Genomic DNA, 14,961 nt, shown 5'->3' with positions numbered 1-14,961 from the left:
AACTCAAACGGGTCGCATGTTGAACAACTAAGTTCATATTTGGGGGCGCAGTGACCTGTTGTAAGGTAGCTGCGCTCTTTTGTCATGGATATGGCAAAACGCTTTATCACATGACACGGAGAGAGGAATGGGAATGTATCAGGGAGTCAACGCTTCCGAGGGCATCGGTATCGGCACCGTCATGGTCGCCGTCGATCCCGACTTGACGTTTGAGCCGCACGAGGTTGCTGATTCGGCAGCAGAGAAGGAGCGCTATCAGACCGCTCTTTCGGTCTTCTGCGAGAAGACCCAGGCTCAGGCCGACCACATGAAGGAGACGGTGGGCGAGGCCGAGGCCGAGATCATGAGTGGACACATTGTCCTGGCTCAGGACCCGGGCATGACCGACGCCATCAACGCCGCCATTGACGGCGGTACCTGCGCCGAGCAGGCGCTCATGGACACCTCGACCATGTTCGAGAACATGTTCCTGTCCATGGACGACGAGATGTTCCGTCTGCGCGCGGCCGACATCGCCGACATCCGCACCGGTATTCTGGCCGAGCTGCTGGGCAAGGAGGTCGTCGACCTCTCCGTCCTGCCCGAGAATACCGTCGTTGTCGTGCACGACCTCACGCCGTCCATGACCGCCACGATCGATAAGGCCCATGTTGCCGGTATCGTCACCGAGACCGGTGGCCGCACGTCGCATTCCGCGATCATTGCGCGCGCCCTCGAGATTCCGGCTGTCCTTTCGGTTTCCAACAGCTGCACCGCACTGCGCAACGGCATGACCGTTGTCGTCGACGGTGGCAAGGGTATCGTCGAGGCCGATCCCGATGAGGAGACGCTCGCCGCTTACACTGCCAAGGCCGAGGCTTTCGCTGTCGAGAAGGCGGCTCTCGAGGCCTTCCGCGGCAAGCCGTCCGTGACTGCCGACGGCATCAAGAAGATCATTGCCTGCAACATCGGCAACCCCGATGACGTGCCCAACGCGCTCGATCACGACGCCGAGGCTATCGGCCTGTTCCGTTCCGAGTTCCTGTTCATGGACTCTGCTGAGCTTCCTTCCGAGGAGGAGCAGTTCAACGCCTACCGTAAGGTCGCCAGCGCGCTCAAGGGCGCTCCGGTCATCATCCGCACGCTCGATGTGGGTGGCGACAAGGAGATTCCGTACCTGCACATGGTCAAGGAAGAGAACCCCTTCATGGGCTTCCGCGCCGTGCGTTACTGCCTGGCCAACCCCGACCAGTACAAGGTCCAGCTCCGCGCCCTGCTGCGCGCCAGCGCCTTCGGTGACGTCAAGATCATGATCCCGCTCGTCACCTGCGTCGAGGAAGTCTTGGCTGTCAAGGAGCTCGTCGAGCAGTGCAAGGCCGAGCTGACCGAAGAGGGTCGCAAGTTCAACGAGAACATCGAGGTTGGCATCATGGTCGAGACGCCTGCCGCCTCGCTGCTCGCTGACCGCCTGGCCGAGGTCGCCGACTTCTTCTCCATCGGCACCAACGACCTGATCGGCTACACCATGTGCGCCGACCGTGGCAACGACACCATCTCCAACCTGTACCAGGTTTACTATCCCGCCGTGCTCCGCTCGCTCAAGAACATCATCGAGAGCGGCGTGAAGGCCGGCATCATGGTCGGTATGTGCGGCGAGGCCGCTGCCGATCCGTTGCTCGAGCCGCTGCTGATCAGCTGGGGCCTGGAGGAGTTCTCGATGAGCGCTCCGTCCATCCTGCGCGCCCGCAAGACCATCAGCCAGTGGACCAAGGCCGAGTGCGACGAGCTCGCCGAGAAGGCGCTCGCCTGCAACACCGCTGCCGAGGTCAAGGCACTGCTCGAGTCCGCAGCTCGCTAATTTGGTATCAGAGGTAACCGCGTGGTTGGAATGGGCCGGCCACGCGGCCCTCACATATACAGGGGGTACTGTAAATGTTCTACACGCTAACCGCTAACCCGGCTGTCGACATGACGGTTTCGAGCTCTCCGCTCGAGCCCGACGAGAACGTCCGCACCGGCTCGGCCAGCTACACGGCTAACGGCAAGGGCCTCGACGTGTCCTTCGCCTTTAAGAAGATGGGCGTCGACACCGTCGCGCTCGGTTTCTTCGCCGGCTTCACGGGCAAGTTCATCGTCGAGGAGGTCATGAACCTGGGTTGCCTCTGCCGCCCGGTCTGGACCGACGGTATCACGCGCATCAACACCTACGTCAACGATGGCCAGCACGAGTACGGCATCCTGAACCCCGGTGCTCCGATCACGCCGCAGCATCAGGAGGAGCTCTACAACATCCTGGACACCGCGGGCGACCTTGAGTGCCTGATCGTCTCCGGTTCCGTGCCTCCCAAAGCTACGCCCGACTTCCTGGCTCAGGTCATGGAGCACGCTCAGGCCCGTGGCGCCGACGTCGTCCTGGACCTGTCCTCCGACAAGCTCAAGGAGCTCGCTCACAAGAAGCCGCTGCTCATTAAGCCGAACCATCACGAGATGAAGGCTATCTTCGGCGTGCCGGTCGACACCGACGACGAGGTCCGCGTTGCCATGAAGCTGGCTCACGAGGCCGGCGTCCAGAACGTGCTGCTCACCCGTGGTAGCCGCGGTGACGCTTACTTCTCCAACGGCGAGGACATCTGGTATGCCAAGCGTGAGTTCAACATCAAGCTTGTCTCTTCCGTCTGCGCCGGCGACTGCACCCTCGCTGCGTTCCTGCACAAGTGGTACAGGGATCGCGACAACGTCGAGGAGGCCATGAAGCTCGCTATGGCCACCGGCGCCAACGTTGCTGAGTCCGTCGGCATCGGCGACTTTGGTCACGTCGACGAGTACAGCAAGCGCGTTGCCGTTCGCAAGCTCGATCGCAAGTAAGCGAAACACGACAAACTCGTGCGCATACGGCGTCCCGGTTTCGACCGGGGCGCCGTTTTTTGTCCCACTCGAACCTCGGAGCCGCGCTTCACGCGTTCCACACCGTTCACCGAGTTGTTGTAGCCTTTTGCCGAAGCGTGGAATATACTTTCATTAACACGTTGCTTCGTGAAAGGAACATTCATGATTTACACGCTTACTGCAAATCCCGCTATTGACTACAACATCTCCTGCGATGGCTTGTCCGCCAACACCGTTACCCGCACCCGTAACGCTGTCTACACCCCCAACGGCAAGGGTCTCAACGTTTCGTTTACGCTCGACCACTACGGCGTCGACACCACGATCCTGGGCTTCTTCGCCGGCTTCTCGGGTGAGTATATCGTTAAGGGCGCCGAGGCCCTGGGCGTGCCCGTCAAGCCCGTGTGGACTGACGGCATCACGCGTGTTAACGTGTTCCTCAACGCCGGTCCCGACACCGAGTACAACATGGTCAACGCCGGTGCCGCCATCAACGAAGCCAACGAGCAGGAGATGTTTGAGCTTATCGATTCGCTCGATGACATGACCTGCCTGGTTATCAGCGGCTCGCTGCCCCCCAACACCTCCGAGAGCTTCCTGGCAGAGGTCCTGCGTCGCGTGAAGGCGAAGGGCGCCGAGTTCGTGCTCGATATCTCGAGCCATCAGCTGGCCGACCTCATTGCTATGGAGCCGTTGCTCATTAAGCCTAACGACGACGAGCTGCTCGACATCTTTGGCATTAAGGTGAGCGGTGGCGACGACGAGTCCGTCAAGGGCGCCATGGCCGAGCTGCACGCCAAGGGCGCTAAGAATGTACTGCTGACGCTCGGCGGCGACGGCGCGTACTTCTCCAACGGCGAGCACATCTGGTTTGCCAACCGCACCTTCGACGTCAAGCTGCTGTCGACCGTCTGCGCGGGCGACTCCTCGCTGGCCGCCTTCCTTTCCGTGTGGCACGACGCCCCCGAGCGCGTCGAGGATGCCCTGCGCCTCTCGATGGCCACCGGCGCCAACGTGGTCGAGTGCCCGGGTCTGGGCGATTTTGCCAAGGTCGATGAGTATCAGAAGGGTATTGCAATCCGTCAGGTTTGCTAGTTCCGGCACCTTGCCTGAATAGTTCAATTATTTCGCATCCGTCTTAGACCAGGACGGATGCGTTTTTGTTTATCGGACTTGCGTGTGCAGTGGAGGCTGTTTCTTGCTAGACTTCTTGCAGACGCAATCGATAGCCAATTTGATAGTCGCAGGAGGCCATAGGCATGTGCAATGTTTCGCTCAACGGTACGCAGCCGACCGATGCCTCTATCCGTGTCCTGCGTGCGCTTGGGGCAGCAGGTCTTGAGGCTTGGTACGTGGGCGGTTGGGTACGTGATGCCCTGATGGGACGCCCCAGCCACGATGTTGACATGTGCTGCAGCGGCCTGTGGCAGGAGTCCAAGGCGGCACTCGAGGCCGCCGGTATTGCCGTAGTTGAGTCGGGCATTAAATTTGGCGGCATTACGGCTATTTGCGATGGCGAGCGCATTGAGGTCACCACCTATCGCCTGGACGGCTTCTATACCGACGGTCGTCATCCTCAGAGTGTGGAGCGCGCCGCTTCGCTTGAGGATGATCTGGCGCGCCGCGACTTTACCGTCAATGCCATGGCGTGGCATCCCGAGCGTGGTCTTGTCGACCGCTACGATGGTCAGGGCGACCTAGACCGCAAGCTCATCCGCGCCGTTGGAGATCCCAAGCGTCGTTTTAACGAGGACGCGCTTCGCATGCTGCGCGCGGTGCGTTTTGCCTGCCGTCTGGATTTTATGATCGAGCCTAAGACTAAACAGGCGCTTGCCGAGTGCGCGCCGCTGCTCGATGCTGTGGCGCGCGAGCGCGTGGGCATTGAGCTCGAGGGCATTCTTTCGACCGGCCATGGGGGAGACGCGATGCTGCGCTACCCCGAGCTTGTTTGCGCCGCCGTGCCCGAGCTCGCGTCCGCTCGCGGGTTTGATCAACGCAGCGTCTATCATGCGTTTAACGTCTACGAGCATATCGCCCGCGTGCTGACGGTGGCAGGGGAGCTGGCGCTGTGCGACGGCGTCGCGCCCTCGTCGAGCCTTATGTGGGCGGCGTTTTTGCACGACGTTTCCAAACCCGAGTGCTTTACGGTCGATCACGACGGCAGCGGCCACTTCTACGGTCATCCCGAGCTCGGCGCCAAGAAGGCGCGTGTCATCATGGATCGCCTGGCGCTCTCGCACGATTTGGTCCGCGATGTGTGCCTGCTGATCAAATACCATGACAAGCCGCTGCGCCCCGAGCGCTCCTGCCTGCTCAATATGATGCGCGCGCTTTCGGGCGAGGGTGTCGATACGCCGCGTCTGATGGACGAGCTCATGGACCTTAAGCGTGCCGACACGCTCGGCAAGGCGCCCTCGTGCTTCTATTACGTCGAGACGATCGAGGAGATGCGTACGCTCGCCCACGATCTGCTGCAGGCGGGGGAGCCCTATACACTCAAGATGCTTGCCATCAATGGTGGCGACCTGATCCGCGCCGGCGTCAAGCCGGGGCCGGAGCTGGGACAGCTTCTCAACGCCGCCCTCGACGCCGTGATCGAGGACAACATCCCCAACAACCGCGAAGCCCTCCTGGCTCATCTCAACTTGAACTAGCTAACCAGTTGACCTGCGCGTTCCATAACCTGCCGACAATTTTTTCGGCAATTTGGAATTTCTTCTTGCGCTGATGTTTTTTGTCCCGTAATATATTTCCTCGCAGCACGGCAGTGCAGATGTCATGTGGCCCGTTCGTCTAGCGGTTTAGGACGCCGCCCTCTCAAGGCGGAGATCACCAGTTCGAATCTGGTACGGGCTACCACGCATCTGATACCCGGTCTTTCCACGGAAGGCCGGGTTTTTTATTATCAAACAACTGTCTGTCATTCCCGTTTGAACAAGAGCTTTGCGTTCTGCTTATGGCCCTTACGGGTACAATAACCAAGATATTTTGACTGTTAGAAGGAGTCTCATGACGGAGTCCTCTCAGCATACGTCCAAGCCCCAGGTCGAGGTTGAGGCCTCGGGCGGCGATGACAATAAGAGCGCACGCCGCGGCGCAATCTTTATCGGCGTTGTGCTGGTGGGTTATATCGTCTATCTGGTGGTAACCGGGCAGATGGGGCAGTTCTGGGCTGCTATGTCGAGCGTCCAGGCGCCCTGGCTCGTTGTCGCGTGTCTTTGCATGTTTATGTATCTGTTCTTTGGCATTGTGGCCTATGCGATCGCCGTCTGGCTCGACCCCAATTCACCCGTCGGCATTCGCGACCTGATCTCGGTCGAGGCGAGTGGCATCTTCTTTGGCAACCTGACGCCCATGATGATGGGCTCTACGCCTGCCCAGATCTACCGCCTGACCAAAGCGGGCCAAAACGTGGGCGAAGCGGGTGCCACGCAGTTCACCCGATTTATTGTGTATCAGTTTGGCCTCGTTGCCTGGGGCGCTATCCTATTGCTTGCTCGCATGCCGTTTTTTGCCGAGCGCTATGGCGACATGACGCTGCTGTGCGTCTTTAGTTTTGGCGGTCACTGCTGCATCCTGCTCGGCATCTTCGCCGTCGCGCTCATGCCTAAGACCGTCACGCGCGTCGCCCATTGCATCATCAATTGGCTCGAGCGCATAGGTGTCTCGGCCACTAAGATCGATGGATGGCGCTCGTTTGTCGATGGCGAGATCTACTCCTTCTCCGAGAAGTTCAAGCTTTCGGCCGGACATTTTTCTTCCATGCTGCTCACCGTGTTTATCACCATGCTGCAGCTCGCGTTTTTCTATCTGGTGCCGTATTTTCTGATGCTCGCCTTTGGCCACCACGAGGTCGACTTTTTCTCGGTCATGGCCGCGAGCGCCTTTGTCCAGCTGCTGAGCTCTGCGGTTCCCTTGCCCGGTGGAACTGGTGGCGCTGAGGGCGGCTTTGCTTTGTTCTTGGGTCATTTCTTTGGGTCGGCTTCGACCGCCGGCTATCTGCTGTGGCGTCTCATTACGTTTATCGCGCCGACCATTTTGGCTGCGCCCCTGCTGGGCCTTAAGAGCGCCCACAACGAGAGCATCCATGCGCGCTGGGATCGCGTGATGCGCAAGCTCGGCCGCGAGCCTCAGACGCCCTCTGCGCCCACTAAGCCGCACCCCACGAATGCTGTTACCGTTGATCCCAGGAAGCACGCTCAGAAGGCTTCTGGGACCGCTAAGCCGGCTCATAAAGCCTATGTGCGCCAGACGGGCGACGGTATCCGCGTATCTCTGTCGGCGCTCAATAAGAAGAAGCACCCTAAGTCGCGGTAGGGCAGTCGTGCGTTCTTCATGATGCGGGGCATATTTGAGCTGTATGGGGGATAATCCTCTTACGTAGATTATCTCTCATCTGTTGATGAATGCTCGCATATCGAAGGGACACACCCATGGCCACCAGTAAACCGCGTATTGATCGCCGTATCGTTCGCAGCCGCAATGCCATCCTTTCCGCTTTTGAGCGCTTGCTCATGGAAAAGCCGCTGGCAGACATTACGGTGAGTGCCATCGCGCGCGAGGCCAATGTCGACCGTAAAACCTTCTACGTGCACTTTGGTACGGTTGATGGCTTGCTCGATGCCATTGCCGTCGATGTGGTGGAGATGATTGTCGACTCGGTCGAGAAAACGCTTGCTTCCATGGACGGTGACACCAACGAGCGCGCCCTGGGCGCGGCGGCGACCTTCTTTAAAACCGTTAACGAGGCGCTGTGCAACAACCTGGTGCTCAATCGTCAGCTGATCGAGAACATTCCGCTCGATGATTTTATGGCTCGTCTTCGCGCGCCGCTCGAGCACGAGATTGCCGAGCGCGATCTGCTGCCCCACGGTCTCAAGGACGAGATGTTCGACTACTATCTGGCGTTTTTGCTGTCGGGTATTATCGGAATCTATCGCACATGGGCGCTGTCTGACGGCTCGGTTCCTATCGAGCGCGTCTCGGAGGTCGCCAACGACCTGACTCTCAATGGCCTGTCGAGTCTGGAATCTCGCTTGGATTAGGCGCAGGCTCGAGTTCGCGAGGCGCTTGTCGGGGTCCAGCCCGATCGACCAGGCGACGAGCATCCCGCCGAAGCAGTCGATGACCGGGCTCAGGTAGACCTTCTCGCCGCCCGGGAGCCTGAACTCGGTGATGTCGGTGAGCCACAGCAGGTTGGGCTCGTCGGCGTGGAAATTCCTGTTTACGAGGTTCTCCGGCGCCTTGTAGACCTCGCCGGCGTAGGAGCTGTAGCCTGAGGATCCTTAAAAGAAAGTCCAGTTTATCCTTTCCACCCCAATTGGGAATCCTCCGATGCGCCTTCGCACGCTCGCATGACCTCGATACCGTGCGAGCGTGCGAACTCGACGAGCTCTGCGTTGCGGGCGTTAATGGTGCCGAAGGCGGCGGGGCACACGATAAGGCGCGCGCAGTGGACGAGGAGCTCTTTGGCGCGGGCTATGGTTTTATCCCCGATCGGCTCGAAGGCGCGCTCGGCCACGCATTCCGCCGCCAGGTCGCGCGCGAGCTCGCAGTCGATGTCCCCTTCGTGCAGAACGCCCGTGTAGAACGCCTTGCCCTGCCGGATGAGCTGGCGAAACACAGCCGACCCCGTACCTGCGCCGGCGATGACGAACGTGTGCGCATCGCCGTGCGGGCGCCCAATTTCCACGCTGCCGAAGCGCTCGTTGAAGGTGCCATGCTGAAGGCCGTAGAGCTCGCCAATCGTCTCGCGCGTGAATATGTCCTCGGGTACGCCGGCGCGGAAGACCCGGCCGTCCTTCACGCAAATCACCTTGTCGGCGCTTTTCTGCGCGAGCTCGAGTTCGTGGATGGACATGATGACAGCCACATTCCGCGATTTCGCAAGGTGTCGAAGTATTCGCAGCAGGTCGATCTGGTAGCGGATATCGAGATACGACGTGGGCTCGTCGAGCACGAGCACACGCGGATCCTGCGCGATGGCGCGTGCGAGCATGACGCGCTGGCGTTGCCCGTCGCTTATCTGCATGAAGTCGCGCTCGGCGAGCTCTTCCACATGTGCGGTTTTCATGGCCTCGTCGACCCGACTATGGTCGTCGGGCGAGAGTGTGCCCATTCGCCCGGTGTAGGGATGCCTTCCCGCCTCTACGATATCGCGGCAGGTGAGGAGCTCGGTCCGGGGGCGATCTGTCAGCATAACGGCAAGGTTCCTTGCGAACTCCGCCGTCTTCCATCGGGAAATCTCCCGCCCGTCGAGCTCGACCGCGCCGGCAAGCGGTGCCAGATGGCGTGTGATGGTTTTCAAGATGGTCGACTTGCCCGAGCCGTTCGGCCCGATGAGCGCCACAACGTCGCCCGCGCGAACCTCCAGATCGACGCCTCCGACTACGACCTTCTTGTCGTAGCCCGCCGACAGGTCGCTTATGCGGAAAAGCGGAACTCCGTCAGCCTGCGTTTCGACCGGGGCTTCGAGGTTCGACTCCGCTCGGAGGAGTCGTTCCGCGCGCAGTTCCGCACGAGCCGAAAGTGCCTTCTGGCGCTTTCGTGCGAGCTCAGGACTGTCTAAGCATGGAATGTTCCCTCCGAGCTTTTTGGGCCGCGGCACGAATTCCCCCATCTACCTCACCCGCTTCTTCAACATGAGCGCGATAACCACCGGCGCGCCGAAGATGGCGGTGACGGCGCTGATGGAAAGCTCGACGGGAGAGAACAGCGTACGTGCGATCAAATCGCAGCCCGCGCAGAAGATGGCGCCTCCCAAGAAGCACGCAGGAATCACGCGGATGGGTTTCGACGACTTTAGCGCCGACTTCACGAGATGCGGAACCGCGATGCCTACGAACGACACCGGACCAGCGAACGCGGTCACGCAGGCGGAGAGCATGCTCGCTAGAAGGACGAGCACCACGCGGAAGCGTGCGACGTTCACGCCGACGCTTTTCGCGTAGGCTTCTCCCAGCTGGAAGGCGGAAAGGGGCTTCGATATCGCGAATACGCATGCGCTCACGGTGATCACCACGACCGCGATGACCGCAACGTCGTCCCAGCTCGAACCCGAGAAGCTACCCAAAGACCAGTTGTGCAGGTTCACGATGGACTGGTCGTCGGCGAAGGCGATGAGGAAGTTCGTCGCCGCCGAGCAGATGTATCCCACCATGACGCCCGCCACGATGAGCATGGCCATGGAACTTATGCGCCGTGCGATGAGGAGCACGAAGCCGATGGTGATAAGCGAGCCCAGAAACGCTGCGGCCACCATGGCCGGCGAGGACATGGCCTGGTTCGCGCCTAGAAGCACGATCATCGTAAGCGCGACAACGAACTTTGCGCCCGAGGAGACGCCCAAGATGAACGGGTCGGCGATGGGGTTGTTGAAAAACGTCTGCAGCAGGAACCCGGAAAGCGAAAGTGCCCCGCCGAGAAGCACGGCTGAAAGCACGCGCGGCAGGCGAATCTCCCAGATGACCTGGCTTTCCATGGAATTGGCCGCGCCGCCCGAAAGGATGCCGGGGATGTGGTCTGCGGGCACGAGCACGCTCCCGATGCACAGGTTGGCCCCGACGAGCACGATGAGGGCAACAGCGAGCAGCGCCGTCACGACGCGACACCGCGCGGCGCGCCCCGATTCGTCGTATGCCATGGAAAACCGGCTTCTCATGGCGCTAACCGAGCTTCCTCAGATAATGGAAGTCGCTCGCGTCATTGCCGGTGAACGCCCCGTGCAGCTCGTCGATAATGTCGGCGGTAGAAGTCATCTGCTGGTACATGTCGGCGCTTGTGACCCAGACGTTGCCGTTCTTCACGGCTTTGAACTGCGACAATAGCGCGTTTTTGCCTACGAAGTCGTTCAAGGTGGTAACTGACTCGTCGATGGTGCCGTTGTAGACGATAATGTCGGCATCCTTCGCCGTCGCGTAGAAGCGCTCCATTTCGAGCGTTACTGACGAACCTGACGTCGACGACGCCTGCGCGTCATCGAGCGCGTAGCTGCCGCCTGCAAGCTCGATCATCTGCGCCACGTAGTCGCCCGCCCGCCGCGTGACGGCGGCCCCGTTCGAGTTAATGTAGAAATACGCCACGGTTTTACCTGACGACGCGAGCCCCGACGTTTGCTCGACGCGGGCCTTCTGCTCGTTGAACAGGTGCGCGGCCTCGTCTTCCTTGTCGAACAGGACGCCGAAAAGCTTAATCCACTCGACGCGCCCGAGTGCTTCGGGCTCGCTCGACGACTGTTCGGTGAGCACGACGAGCCCGAGCTTCTGCAGCTTTTCCTTCACATCGGGCGTGTGGTTGATCATGGTGTTCTCGATGGCGAGCGTGCAGCCCGAGGCCGATATTCGCTCGTAGTCGGGCGCGCTGTACTTGCCGCCGTAGGCGATCGCCCCACTTTCGAGCGCGCTTTTGAAGCCTGCGACCGAGCAATCGTCGGCCTTCGTGCCCGACATGATGATATTGTCGTTCGCATCGAGCGCGTCGACCAGGCACATCGTCGCCGACGACACGAGGTACACCTTGTCGGCGGGGCGCCTTATGACCGCGATGTCGGAGCTCAACCCATCAGGTACCTTCGCATCTTGCGGCACCACGAGGAAACGCTCCCCATTCGAAACGCAGATAAGCCGCAGACCGCCTTCGAACTCGTCGACAGTGAAGTGCTTGGCGTATTCAAGCTGAAGCGCCCCCGTCGGCTCCCAGCCGCAGCCCAAATCGGCGTTGTGGAAGTCGGCCGCGGCGCTTGAAGCCGTTCCCGCAGGGGAGCCGCCGCTTGCATCGTCGCCCGATTTCTCCTTCATGGTGGATGAGTCGAAGTGGATCGTGTATTCGATGGTGTGCGGCGTCGACATGGCGACGGTCTCGGCCGACACGGCGATGTCCTCGTCGAGCGTGACGGGTATCTCGAACGTGGAGTTGCCGCCGTCGTTTACGGGCGCGTAGTCCACGCCGTCGACGGTCATCTTGTCGTAGTTCGAACTCGACCAGGTGATGGTCGCGGTGTAGGTGTCGCCATCCTTCACAATTGTGGTGGGTGAGGCGATGCTTGCTCGCCCTGACCCACCGGAAAGCGAGACACTCACAGTGTATTCCTGAGAGCCCGCCGTGCCACCGGTCGCGTTCGGGCTCGCACTGCACCCCGCGAAGGAAAGCGCGAGCAGGGCGACGAGAACGCAGGCGATCGCGCGCGCCGCGATGCTGTGGAGCTTCCTGTTTTCCCCCTTGGGAAGAATCGACCGCATAGCGTTACTTCAGTGCGTCGGCGCGCAGATCGACGCCGGCGGATTCGAACACAAGCGTGCGGTCGTACCACTGCTCTTTTCTAATACTCCACGCGGCACAGGCGGTGTCCTCGCCGAGCGCATCAACGGGCACGTCGTAGGTGTACTTGCCTTCCGCGTTTTCCACATAGGGGATGAAGTCGGCCTCGCTCGCGGCGGCAGCCTCGTCGCCCGTGCCCATGAAGAGCTTGCCGTAGCCCGTGCCGGAAAGCGTCATCACGCAGTGCATGGAGCCGTTTTCCACGATGAGCTGGGCGTCCACAATCCTGAACATGTTCGAGCTGGAATCTACGGTGATCGGATAGGTGCCGTCGGCCACCTTGTCGGCGGTGATGGGGGCAGCGCTTGCGCCCTCGGTCGCATCGGCCGCCTGCTCGGTCTTTTCCTGGGAATCGGTATTGCTTGCCTTTGCGCTGTCGCTTGAATTTCCGACGCAGCCGGCGAGCGAGAACGCGAGAAGCGCCGCCGACAGGGCGAAGACGAGGGTTTTCTTCAACATGGAGGGGTTCCTTTCAATCGCTTCTACCGCCCGCGCCGTGCGGTGGGCGGGCGGGATGCGAATGCAACGGGCATGCGCCGTCGGTCGGGGAAGGCGCATGCCCGTTGCACGGGGACGCGACCGGCGCCCCCGTGCGCGGCGAGTTTACAGCTTGGCGATGGCGTCGTCCACGTGCGAGACGTAGATGTCGTCGACCGCGACGTTCTGTCCCAGACCCTGGAGCAGGCACGTCACTTCGAAGCCGGCGGCCACGAACTTCGCAGCCCAGCTGTCGGGGTCGGTCTCGTCTGCCATGTCGTTGTTCGCGTGGTCGCCCGCGACCACCATGAACGGCGCGAGCACGGCTTTCTTGTAGCCTGCGGCGCTCGCGGCGGCGATAACATCCTCGCAGGTCGGTTCAGCCTCGACGGTGCCGACGAAGAACTGCGTCAAGCCCTCGTTCTTGAACACTTCCTGCATCTTGGCATAGTCGGCGTTGGAATCGGCTTCGGTGCCGTGGCCCATGAGGCACAGCGCCGTCTTGCCGTCGTCGAAGGACGCCATGTTCTCCTTAATGGCTGCGGCCACCTTTTTGTAGTCATCGTCGGAGGTGAGCAGCGGGTCGCCGAGCGAGATTTTGTCGAACTTGTCGGCGTACTTGTCGAGCTCGTCTTTCACGTCGGTGTATTCCAGGCCACCCATGAGATGCGTCGGCTGCACGACGATTTCCTTCACGCCGTCTTCCACGCAGCGGTCGAGCGCCTCGGTCATGTTGTCGATCGTGATGCCGTCGCGCTTCTTCAGCTTGTCGATGATGATCTGCGCGGTGAAGGCGCGGCGGATGTCGTAGTCCTGCCAGTACTTCTCGCGGATAGCGTCTTCGATGGCGCCGATGGTGATGTGGCGCGAGTCGTTGTAGCTCGTGCCGAAGCTCGTGACGAGGATGACCGGCTTCACGGCCTTCTCCTTTTTACTCGATTTCTCGGAACTCGCGGAGGTGTTGGAACAGCCCGCGAGCGCGACTCCGGCGAGCGCGACGGCTCCGGTTGCTGCGGCGCCCATGAAGCCGCGGCGTGACATCTGGTCGGACATGGTTTTTCCTTTCCTCGGTTTGCCGGTCCCCCGGCGACAGTTGCTTGTCGGCACAAGCGAAAGAAAAGCGCACCCCTCGGGGTTCACAAGGAGCTAACGCCACGGCGATGCCGTGAGGAAAAGGCGAAGCAGTCTGGCTTGGGGCGCGAGGCGGTTCGCCCGCGCGTCCTATACAGTAATGTCCCTTGCCCAGGATTCCCACCTGGTTCCCTCCGCAAGCCAGCGCGGGCTGTGCGGGCGCCGCGCCGGTCATTTCCTTTTATCCGATTGTCATATGCTCGTTGCCGAAACTTTTACTATGATAGTGGGCACTTGTGAACGTGTCAAAGCCAGGGCGGGCTGCATTGCGCCTCCTGCCTGCGTATTTGCGTCGATTGCCGCCGCAGGCGCCGTGTTTTGCCCGCTGCGCGAATGGCGGCGTAAACGGTTGCGATGAGAAACGGGAAGGGAAGGCTCGGATGATTCATATCGTTGGCGCGGGCTCGGGCGCCGCCGACCTTATCACGCTGCGCGGGGCGCGTCTTCTGCGCGCGGCCGACGTGGTCGTTTGGGCGGGGAGCCTTGTGAACCCCGAGCTGCTCACCGAGTGTAAGGAATCCTGCGTTGTCTACGACAGCGCGCACATGACCTTGGAGGAAGTGCTCGACGTGATGTGCGCGGCGGATGCACGGGGCGAGGAAGTGGTGCGCCTGCACACGGGCGACCCGTGCCTGTACGGCGCCATCCAGGAGCAGATGGACGCGCTCGACGCGCGCGGCGTGGACTACGAGGTGGTGCCCGGCGTGTCGAGCTTTTGCGGTGCCGCGGCGGCGCTTCGCCAGGAATACACGCTGCCGGGAATCAGCCAGTCGGTCGTGATCACGCGGCTTTCCGGGCGCACCCCTATGCCCGCGGGCGAGGGCATGCGCACCATGGCGGAAAGCGGCTCGACTATGGTCATCTTCCTGAGCTCGGGTATGCTCGCCGAGCTTTCCGCTGAGCTTTTGGCCGCGGGCCGCAGCTCCGACGAGCCGGCGGCGCTCGTGTACAAGGCGACCTGGCCTGAGGAGCGCGTGGTGCGCTGCACAGTGGGCACGCTCGCCGATGCGGGCGCGCGAGAGGGCATCGACCGCACGGCGCTCGTGGTGGTGGGCCGCGTGCTCGGAGCTCGCGGCGGGCTTGCGCACAACGGCGGGCAAGCGGAGTCCTACGAGCGCAGCAAGCTTTACGACCCTTCGTTTGCCACAGGGTATCGGAAGGCGAGCAGCTAGC

Annotated in this window: 12 protein-coding genes, 1 tRNA gene and 1 pseudogene; 8 read left to right on the top strand and 6 right to left on the bottom strand. The window is 61.2% G+C overall.

Going from position 1 to position 14,961, the window contains the following annotated elements; genetic code table 11:
* Positions 1–133 precede the first annotated feature (133 nt).
* The 7 genes from ptsP (at position 134) to GT571_RS00870 (ending at position 7,910) form a co-directional block, all read left to right on the top strand.
* Entirely contained in the window at positions 134–1,837 is a 1,704-nt protein-coding gene (gene ptsP, locus GT571_RS00900) for a phosphoenolpyruvate--protein phosphotransferase (protein ID WP_161154862.1), read from the top strand.
* Between the two features lie 74 nt (positions 1,838–1,911).
* On the top strand, positions 1,912–2,844 hold the full coding sequence (locus tag GT571_RS00895) for a 1-phosphofructokinase family hexose kinase (RefSeq protein ID WP_055250439.1): 933 nt from the start codon (positions 1,912–1,914) through the stop codon (positions 2,842–2,844).
* Between the two features lie 183 nt (positions 2,845–3,027).
* Positions 3,028–3,960, top strand: coding sequence for a 1-phosphofructokinase family hexose kinase (locus GT571_RS00890; protein WP_117583462.1), 933 nt, complete (start codon positions 3,028–3,030; stop codon positions 3,958–3,960).
* Between the two features lie 164 nt (positions 3,961–4,124).
* Positions 4,125–5,519: a CCA tRNA nucleotidyltransferase gene (locus tag GT571_RS00885; RefSeq protein ID WP_161154860.1), complete on the top strand. Its 1,395-nt coding sequence runs from the start codon at positions 4,125–4,127 to the stop codon at positions 5,517–5,519.
* A 128-nt stretch (positions 5,520–5,647) separates the two neighbouring features.
* Positions 5,648–5,724 (top strand) — tRNA-Glu (locus tag GT571_RS00880).
* Positions 5,725–5,874: 150 nt separating this feature from the next.
* Positions 5,875–7,182, top strand: coding sequence for a lysylphosphatidylglycerol synthase transmembrane domain-containing protein (locus GT571_RS00875; protein WP_161154858.1), 1,308 nt, complete (start codon positions 5,875–5,877; stop codon positions 7,180–7,182).
* A 116-nt stretch (positions 7,183–7,298) separates the two neighbouring features.
* A complete protein-coding gene (locus GT571_RS00870) occupies positions 7,299–7,910 on the top strand; it encodes a TetR/AcrR family transcriptional regulator (protein ID WP_055250431.1) in 612 nt (203 codons plus the stop codon).
* A 3-nt stretch (positions 7,911–7,913) separates the two neighbouring features.
* On the opposite strand, the pseudogene GT571_RS10030 reads toward GT571_RS00870, so the two are convergent.
* From GT571_RS10030 to GT571_RS00840, 6 genes and pseudogenes are all read right to left on the bottom strand, one after another.
* A pseudogene (locus tag GT571_RS10030) lies at positions 7,914–8,138 on the bottom strand (DDE-type integrase/transposase/recombinase); the annotation flags it as partial.
* 29 nt (positions 8,139–8,167) lie between these two features.
* Positions 8,168–9,484 carry an ABC transporter ATP-binding protein gene (locus GT571_RS00860; RefSeq protein ID WP_161154856.1) on the bottom strand — a complete coding sequence of 439 codons (1,317 nt, stop codon included), beginning with the start codon at positions 9,482–9,484 and terminating at the stop codon, positions 8,168–8,170.
* Positions 9,485–10,507 (bottom strand): FecCD family ABC transporter permease, encoded by a 1,023-nt coding sequence (locus GT571_RS00855; protein WP_114620020.1) that lies wholly within the window; start codon positions 10,505–10,507, stop codon positions 9,485–9,487.
* Between the two features lie 22 nt (positions 10,508–10,529).
* Entirely contained in the window at positions 10,530–12,101 is a 1,572-nt protein-coding gene (locus GT571_RS00850; protein WP_161154854.1) for an ABC transporter substrate-binding protein, read from the bottom strand.
* A gap of 4 nt (positions 12,102–12,105) precedes the next feature.
* Positions 12,106–12,639 (bottom strand): hypothetical protein, encoded by a 534-nt coding sequence (locus GT571_RS00845; RefSeq protein WP_161154852.1) that lies wholly within the window; start codon positions 12,637–12,639, stop codon positions 12,106–12,108.
* Between the two features lie 144 nt (positions 12,640–12,783).
* Positions 12,784–13,710, bottom strand: a complete 927-nt coding sequence (locus GT571_RS00840; protein ID WP_161154850.1) for a sirohydrochlorin cobaltochelatase — start codon at positions 13,708–13,710, stop codon at positions 12,784–12,786.
* 458 nt (positions 13,711–14,168) lie between these two features.
* On the opposite strand from GT571_RS00840, the gene cobM reads away from it, so the two are divergent.
* A complete protein-coding gene (gene cobM, locus GT571_RS00835; protein ID WP_161154848.1) occupies positions 14,169–14,960 on the top strand; it encodes a precorrin-4 C(11)-methyltransferase in 792 nt (263 codons plus the stop codon).
* The last annotated feature ends 1 nt before the right edge of the window (position 14,961 follow it).

Source organism: Collinsella aerofaciens, assembly GCF_009876115.1.
GTDB lineage: Bacteria > Actinomycetota > Coriobacteriia > Coriobacteriales > Coriobacteriaceae > Collinsella > Collinsella aerofaciens_N.
This window is presented reverse-complemented; position numbering and strand designations above follow the sequence as displayed.